This is a genomic window from Blautia intestinihominis (assembly GCF_040096655.1).
GTDB lineage: Bacteria > Bacillota > Clostridia > Lachnospirales > Lachnospiraceae > Blautia_A > Blautia_A intestinihominis.
On sequence record NZ_JBBMEI010000042.1, the window covers coordinates 23,098 to 29,985 of the forward strand.

Consider the following 6,888-nt stretch of genomic DNA (forward strand, 5'->3'; position numbering starts at 1 on the left):
GGAATGAATTTTGCAGAAAGAGCATTCCGCTACCTTTTCAGGAAAAAAGGAAAAGCGATTATCTTGTTTTGGGTATTGCTTATTACCGAAACAATGATTTTATCTACTGTCACTATATTACGGGCATCCGAAGTAGCAAGAATTGAACTATTAGGGAAATCAAAAGCGAAATTGTTGATCGAACGGGAAAAAGCGGAGGAATTGTTTACGGATGATGAATACAAAAAACTTGAGAAACTGGAAAATGTGAAGGCGGTAAATCGAGTAGCAGAAGTGCAGTTATATCCAATGGATTTTAAAATTATAACGAAAAGTGAGAGTGTTGATGCAGACAACCAAAAATTGCGCATAATGGCCTACGACAGCCTTGAAGATGATGGCCCATTTGCTGACGGGCAAATTCATCTGACGAAAGGAAAATATCCTCGCAAAGAAGGTGAAATAGTAGTAAATCAGTTTCTTGCAGAAGTAAATCAATGGGAAATAGGGGAAACTGTTTGTTTCAAATCTCATTCAGGTGAACAATCACAGGCAAGCATATCAGGAATCTATATTTCGGGTATAGAAGAAAAGCAAGGGAAGGAACCATTAGCAGTAAACAGAATTGAAAATACAATTTATGGAAAACCCGAGTTCGTATGTCATTTACAAGAAACGTGCGGATATGAAAACTTAATCGTATATGTAGATAATCCAGAGCAGTTGAACAGAACACAGCTAGAAGTAACACGCATTTTGAAAAACTATAGAGTGATGAAAGCAGATAACCTGTTTCAGAAAATGGAAATTCCGCTCTTACAAGTTGTTAGGGTTGTAAAAATGATGTTGGGATTATCGGTTGTATCGTCTGTACTTGTAATAACATTGCTTTTGTCTATGTGGATGAGAGCCAGAAAGAAAGAAATAGCAATTTATGTGAGTCTTGGAAAAACAAAAGTAGATTTGTTTATGCAGATTATTTTGGAATGCTTTTCAGTATTTGGATTTTCTACAATAATAGCTCTTTATACTGGAGATAAGATGCTGATAGTATTGGAAAAGTTTTTAGATTGGAAAAGTATTGGGGCTTTTACATCTATGCAAATATATGCACAAAATAAAGATATATGTTATCTCATATTATCAGGAACAATAATTTTATTGTTTTCTATTTCTATTTCACTTTTTCCAATATTATGTACAAAGCCAAAAAAAATTTTAGCAGAAATGGAGGGATAACATGAATGTTTTACAAAGAGGAGTACGTTCAGTGTTAAGAAAACCGATAAAAAGTATTATTCTATTGTTTATTGTAATTGTTATGAGTGGCCTATTTTTAGGTGCTATGGCAAGCCGTTCAGCAAGTATTTATACACAAGACGCTACAAGACAGGCAATAGGGGCTACCTTTCGCATAGAAGGAAATGAGGAGAATAGGAGAAAGCGATTAGATCAGGCAATGGATGTACTGGGTGATCGGGAGGGCAGTTATGGAGGAGTTACTCATAAATGGTTAGAAAATGGGGCGGATATGGTAGTTACAGATAACTCATTTGAGACGGTTAAGGAAGATGATGTAAAAAAAATAGCTCAGGTGGAGGGGATTGAGGAATATAATTTGATAACAATAGCAACTGTTGTGAATCCGGTCAATTTTTCGAGAATAGAAGATCCAGATATGGATCAAAGTACGGATGTAGGCGGTGTCAACCTACGAGGTAATCGCATAATGGAAATGGATATGGACGTATCTGCAGGTAAGATTTCACTGATTGAAGGAAGAATGATTGAAAAAGATGACAGGGATGTTTGTGTCATCTCGAAAGAATTGGCAGAACTAAACCATTTAAAAACTGGGAACTTATTAAAGTTTAATGATTACCATGACAAAGAACATTCCACAATATACAGTGCTGAGATTATCGGAATTTATGAAACAAAGCAAGAACGAAAATCTATTATGTATGGGGATTCTTATCGTCCAGAAAATACAATATTTACGGATATGAGTTTCCCGGAAAAACCATCCGGAAATGAAGGAAATCCTTTCTATCAGTATGCTATATTCAAAGTCCAAAATGCAGGGAAGTACGATCAAGTTAAAAAGTCTGTACAGAAAGCGAATATAGATTGGTCACGATATGACTTAATTGATAATAATGGAAATATTAAAAATATGACAGAAAATTTTGGGCAGATGGATCAGATGAGTATGGGATTATTACTAATAGTTTCAGTGTCAGGTCTTGTGATTTTAGTTTTAGTTTTTCTGTTTTGGATAAAAAATCGTACGCAAGAAATAGGAATTATGATGTCACTTGGAAAGTGCAAATTTGAAATATGGGTACAGTTTTTATGGGAGGCAGTAATGATAAGTATTATAGGGATGTTGTTATCCTTTGCAATTTCCCCAATTATTGCAGAGACTTCAGCTTCATATTTAGCGAAAGAAACGCAGACCTTAAGGTTAGAACAGCAGGAACAGGAAAATACTGGTACCTATATAGATGGATATATTGCACCGGATTTAAAAATACAAGATGTGGAGGTTCATATAACGAAAGAAATGGTTCTGATGGATATTGGGATGATATCAGGTATTTTGATTATTGCAGTATTAGTAGCAGGAATCACGATAATGAAGAAAAGGCCGAAGCAGATATTAAGTGAAATGAGCTGAATAACGGGGTAGGAGGTTATAGAAATGAGTAAAAATGCAGGAAACATTGTTCTTGAGGCAAAGAATGTTGTCTATTACTATAAGGCGAATAAAGGCAAAAAAGTTTTAGATTATATATCATATGGCTTTGAGATAGGAAAAATGTATGCCATTTTGGGACCAAGTGGTTCCGGTAAGACAACTTTTTTATCGCTTTTGGCAGGTTTGGATTCTCCGACGGATGGGGGAATTTATTATGAAGGGGTGAATATACGAAAAAAAGGACTGCACAATTATCGAAAGAAAAATATGTCATTGGTTTTTCAGAATTATAATCTGATAGATTATTTGACTCCAGAAGAAAATGTGATGCTGGGTGGAAAGAAAGACATAGAGAAAATTTTGGAAGCGGTTGGGATACCGAGGGAAGACTGGAAACGGCAGGTCTTACAGTTATCAGGAGGACAGCAGCAGCGAGTGGCTATTGCAAGAGCATTAGCAAGTCCTGCGAAGGTATTGCTTGCAGATGAACCTACAGGAAATCTGGATGAAGAAATTGCAGACGAAATTATTAAGATATTGATGAAAAGTGCGCATGAAATGGGAAAAAGTGTAATTGTCGTAACACATAGCAAAAAAATAGCTGATGCTGCAGATGTGGTACTTAAAATCCATGAGGGGAAATTGTATCATTTGGTTTAAGTGTATGTAAAGTTATAGTGTTTTATAGCATGAAATAATATGAGGTGAGCTGTATAGGAAAAATTTTATTGCTATCTTTTGATGGAGATGAAGAAAATTTAATAGAATCTGTTATTTCCATTTTGGATGCTGGAAGAGAAAAATTTACATTTCAAGAAATAAAACTAAAGCCAGAGCTACAGCATAAAGGAATCGTTATTGACTTAGAACGGAGAGAAGTTATCAGAAACGATGAAAAAGTTGAATTGACTTATACAGAGTTTGAAATTCTCCAGCTTCTTGCACAAAATACCGGCAGGGTATTCAGTAAGGAACAAATTTATGATGTAGTCTGGAAAGAACCATATTCTGGAGATTATAATATCGTAATGAGCCATATCAGGCACATCCGGGAAAAGATAGAGGATGATCCGGCTCACCCGGTTTATATTCAGACGGTATGGGGTGTGGGGTATAAGTTTAATGGAAGGGCAGGCAGCGAGTGATTTCGCTGCCGTTTTTTAAATTTCCGGTGTTGTGAGAGGGAGTTCTTTTGGAACTTCCGGTGATGCGATATTCAGATATTTTTCCATGTTCTGCCGGATAAGTTCCAGCTCTGCAATTTCAGCTTTTTCTGTTTTGTGCTGCTTGAAAAGCTCATTTTTCCGGGAAAGAAGGTCGTTATAAGTCTGTTTTAATTTTCCGACATTCATGCGGGCTGGGGCAATGCCATCTCGCTGTAGCATACGTTCTGCACCGGAAAAAAGGATAAGCTGGGATTCATATTTCCGCAAAAATCTGTCCTTGTCTTTAACAGTTTCATAACGGTCATTATAAGGTTTATTTTCCTGATATTGTTCTGCATATTTGATCATTTCCGCCAGTTCCTGCATTTGATGCTCCAGAGAAATAATCGTGCAGTTAGAGTTCTTGGTCTGTTCCTGAAGGAATCGAATCCGGCTGTCAAGTTCTGCAAAATTGTGGATGTCGTGAGCTATCATTTTGCTGTATGTTTCGGATGCGATTTTAAGATTTTCTTTTGCTGCCCATTTTTTCAGACCAATATTTTCTGTGAATTTGGGATCAGAAGCGGTATCAATAATACGTTTCCGTTTGTAGGGCATCGGAGTGTGCTGACGCTTATTTTCTATCCGTTCTTTGATTCGTTCTTTCGTAAAATTTTTGCCCAGTGACTTAGTACTTCCACGGACAGGACGGTCTTTTCCAACAGGGCGGAAAGTAATATATTTTCCTCCGTTTTCAGAAATTTCTGTGCCTTTCATTTCATAGCCTTTGGCTTTCATTAAGGCAAGAAATTCTTCATAAGAGGAAACGGCTTTGATAGCTTGGTTAATATCTTTTCGTATCTGCGATTTCCACCCGGCATCATTTTTATTTGCAGTCCATTCATTATATTTCATGCCACGTTTTCCATCCGGCTCAATAACAGACAGACCGTGTTCCTGGCATAATTGGTCACTGAGCTTTCGGATTTCCCAATAACTTTGTTTACAATCGTGATAATGTTTGTGTTCGATATTATCTGCAGCACAGAAGATTAAATGATTATGTACATGACCTTTATCTATATGTGTGGTCAGTACATAAGAATACTTTCCCTGTAATAAGTTATCTGCTAATTCTTTTCCAATGGCATGAGCTTCTTCGTAAGAAACTTCTTCCGGCAGGAATGCCTGTATCAGATGAAATGCCTTGTTTTCTTTATCCTGACCGTCAGAAAAATTTTGTTCTGTGGTGTGGTCTAAAGTATATTTGAAATCAAGTGCAGCGGTTTCCGGGGCGCAGGCAAAAGATGAAATATAAATCTTTTCATCAGTCTTATCCGGATTACAGATGTATTCTATTGCTTTATCAACGGTTGTTTTAATACCATGGATTTTTGTGACTGCCATATCTGATCCATCAGCTCCTTTATATCTTCCATATCTTTTTTGTAAATGGTATTTGTTGTGTTTACCCGCTTGGCAATCTGATTGAGATTACCACTGATATTTCCCAGCAAGGCGTTCATTTCACGGATGTGGGAGTAATCCACATCATAGACAAATCCATATAGCACCAACTTCCGGAGAAAAGCAGATTTGCTTCTCATTTTGGAGAGCCGGAACTTTTCATCCAGGATGTATTGTTCATCATCACTCAGGTAAAATTGTATGGGGTGTTTTCGTGTACGTTCTGTCATTTTCCAGTCCTCATTTCTTATGATTGTTTGCGATTCTCTAAAAATGGGTACAAAAAAACTGCTGTAACTTGTTCGGTTTACAACAGTTCGTATCATTTTTATTTGGTTGTTTGGACATACCTGTCCACTGCTTATTGTAGCAAAATGAAAAAAGAGGGTCAAGAGTAAGATGAAAAAATCAAGAGGGTCAGGGATACTTCCCTGTGTCATTTTTCCACATTGTCCGGAAGGGCAGTAGTGGAAAATGAGCCGTTTGTCATGACAACGGCAGTGCTTGCTTCTTTTGATGTGCAGCCTGCGAAGCAGGGTGTGCGTGTTCCGATTGCTTAGGCAATCATGGTGGAACACATAACATTTTGAAAATGGGAAAATGCAGATTTAAAGTAATTATAGTTTGCGTTAATTCATCATGTGCGGTATCATGTACACTATCATGTGTGGTCGAACCACTCATGATGCGATTGATTATATTTTAAACTTTTAATATAAAGAGCTTATGGTTACTGTTCAAGGGTATGCATAGTCCATTGTAAAAAGTGATGAAATTTATTTTTTTGTTTTGTGGATAACCAGTTCCAGTAGGAAAAATTATGTTTATAGTCTTTCCTGCTGTTTCTTTTTTGAAGAGTTATCCACCGGATTTTATTTTACACAGTACATTTTTTTTATAGCCTTACCATATAGTCCTTATTTTTCAAGATACAAAATACCTGCTTGTCCACAGTCATATCGACGAAAGGACAATTCCTGGAAATTCGCTTTTTTCCCATGTTTCTGTTATACTTCTCTATAAGAAAGAGAGGGCTGCCTTATGGACATTGATTTAAAAGAAGAGATCAGAAAACAGGATGAGCTTCTTGCCGAATATCTCAGAGTGATTGAGATCCAGAAAGGACTAATCCAGGAACAGAAAAAAATGATCGAATATCTGGAAGATCATATCTCAAAGATCACAGATATCATAAGCGACATCTGACCCGAACACTTCTGGAGGAACATACATGCCGGATACTTATGATTACATTACACTTCTGTGCCGGCTGAAAGCAGCACAGACCAGAATTAAAGAGCTGGAATCTGGAGAAAGATATATCCATCTTCAGGAACTTCACCAAAAAGAATACATGGCTTATGAACGGAAGCTCCGGAGATTAACGCAGGATCTGGCAGCCGCCCATAGAGAAACGATCCGTGTCCGTAATTATTGGTTTCAGGTACTGGAAGATATGCAGAGGGAACTTGAACAGGCAAAAAGAAAGGCTGAGCAGGAACTGAAAAAAATGGAAAAGCGTGCACTGGATGCTGAAAAACAGCGGGATGATGCACTGGATAAAGCAAAAGAGATCCGTCTGCAGTATTATGAAAC

7 protein-coding genes and 1 pseudogene are annotated in these 6,888 nt (G+C 37.2%); 6 read left to right on the forward strand and 2 right to left on the reverse strand.

All coding sequences use genetic code 11. The features are described 5' to 3' along the window. Nucleotides 1-3 precede the first annotated feature (3 nt). The 4 genes from WMO75_RS12795 to WMO75_RS12810 all read left to right on the forward strand — a co-directional run bounded on the left by WMO75_RS12795 (nt 4) and on the right by WMO75_RS12810 (nt 3,825). Nucleotides 4-1,218 carry an ABC transporter permease gene (locus tag WMO75_RS12795; protein ID WP_173721354.1) on the forward strand — a complete coding sequence of 405 codons (1,215 nt, stop codon included), beginning with the start codon at nt 4-6 and terminating at the stop codon, nt 1,216-1,218. A 1-nt stretch (nt 1,219) separates the two neighbouring features. After that, nucleotides 1,220-2,659: an ABC transporter permease gene (locus WMO75_RS12800; protein WP_173721355.1), complete on the forward strand. Its 1,440-nt coding sequence runs from the start codon at nt 1,220-1,222 to the stop codon at nt 2,657-2,659. A gap of 45 nt (nt 2,660-2,704) precedes the next feature. After that, complete coding sequence (locus WMO75_RS12805; RefSeq protein WP_173721370.1) at nt 2,705-3,340, forward strand: ATP-binding cassette domain-containing protein; 636 nt, start codon at nt 2,705-2,707, stop codon at nt 3,338-3,340. Nucleotides 3,341-3,408: 68 nt separating this feature from the next. Continuing rightward, nucleotides 3,409-3,825 carry a winged helix-turn-helix domain-containing protein gene (locus WMO75_RS12810; RefSeq protein ID WP_179985507.1) on the forward strand — a complete coding sequence of 139 codons (417 nt, stop codon included), beginning with the start codon at nt 3,409-3,411 and terminating at the stop codon, nt 3,823-3,825. A 15-nt stretch (nt 3,826-3,840) separates the two neighbouring features. Here WMO75_RS12810 and WMO75_RS12815 read toward each other — a convergent pair whose 3' ends face one another. Both WMO75_RS12815 and WMO75_RS12820 read right to left on the reverse strand, forming a co-directional pair. Continuing rightward, nucleotides 3,841-5,232, reverse strand: coding sequence for a relaxase/mobilization nuclease domain-containing protein (locus WMO75_RS12815; RefSeq protein WP_173721356.1), 1,392 nt, complete (start codon nt 5,230-5,232; stop codon nt 3,841-3,843). Beyond that, complete coding sequence (locus WMO75_RS12820; RefSeq protein ID WP_173721357.1) at nt 5,181-5,522, reverse strand: plasmid mobilization protein; 342 nt, start codon at nt 5,520-5,522, stop codon at nt 5,181-5,183. Before WMO75_RS12820 ends, WMO75_RS12815 begins: the two co-directional genes overlap by 52 nt. Nucleotides 5,523-6,333: 811 nt before the next feature. Here WMO75_RS12820 and WMO75_RS12825 point away from each other — a divergent pair. Beyond that, a complete protein-coding gene (locus tag WMO75_RS12825) occupies nt 6,334-6,498 on the forward strand; it encodes a hypothetical protein (RefSeq protein ID WP_173906393.1) in 165 nt (54 codons plus the stop codon). A 25-nt stretch (nt 6,499-6,523) separates the two neighbouring features. Beyond that, nucleotides 6,524-6,888 (forward strand): annotated as a pseudogene (locus WMO75_RS12830) (IS66 family transposase); the annotation flags it as partial.

Excerpts from the sequence above, each read along its gene's own strand:
- WMO75_RS12795 (WP_173721354.1), top strand. The coding sequence starts at position 4 with ATGAATTTTGCAGAAAGAGCATTCCGCTACCTTTTCAGGAAAAAAGGA.
- WMO75_RS12800 (WP_173721355.1), top strand. The coding sequence starts at position 1,220 with ATGAATGTTTTACAAAGAGGAGTACGTTCAGTGTTAAGAAAACCGATA.
- WMO75_RS12815 (WP_173721356.1), bottom strand. The coding sequence starts at position 5,232 with ATGGCAGTCACAAAAATCCATGGTATTAAAACAACCGTTGATAAAGCA.
- WMO75_RS12820 (WP_173721357.1), bottom strand. The coding sequence starts at position 5,522 with ATGACAGAACGTACACGAAAACACCCCATACAATTTTACCTGAGTGAT.
- WMO75_RS12825 (WP_173906393.1), top strand. The coding sequence starts at position 6,334 with ATGGACATTGATTTAAAAGAAGAGATCAGAAAACAGGATGAGCTTCTT.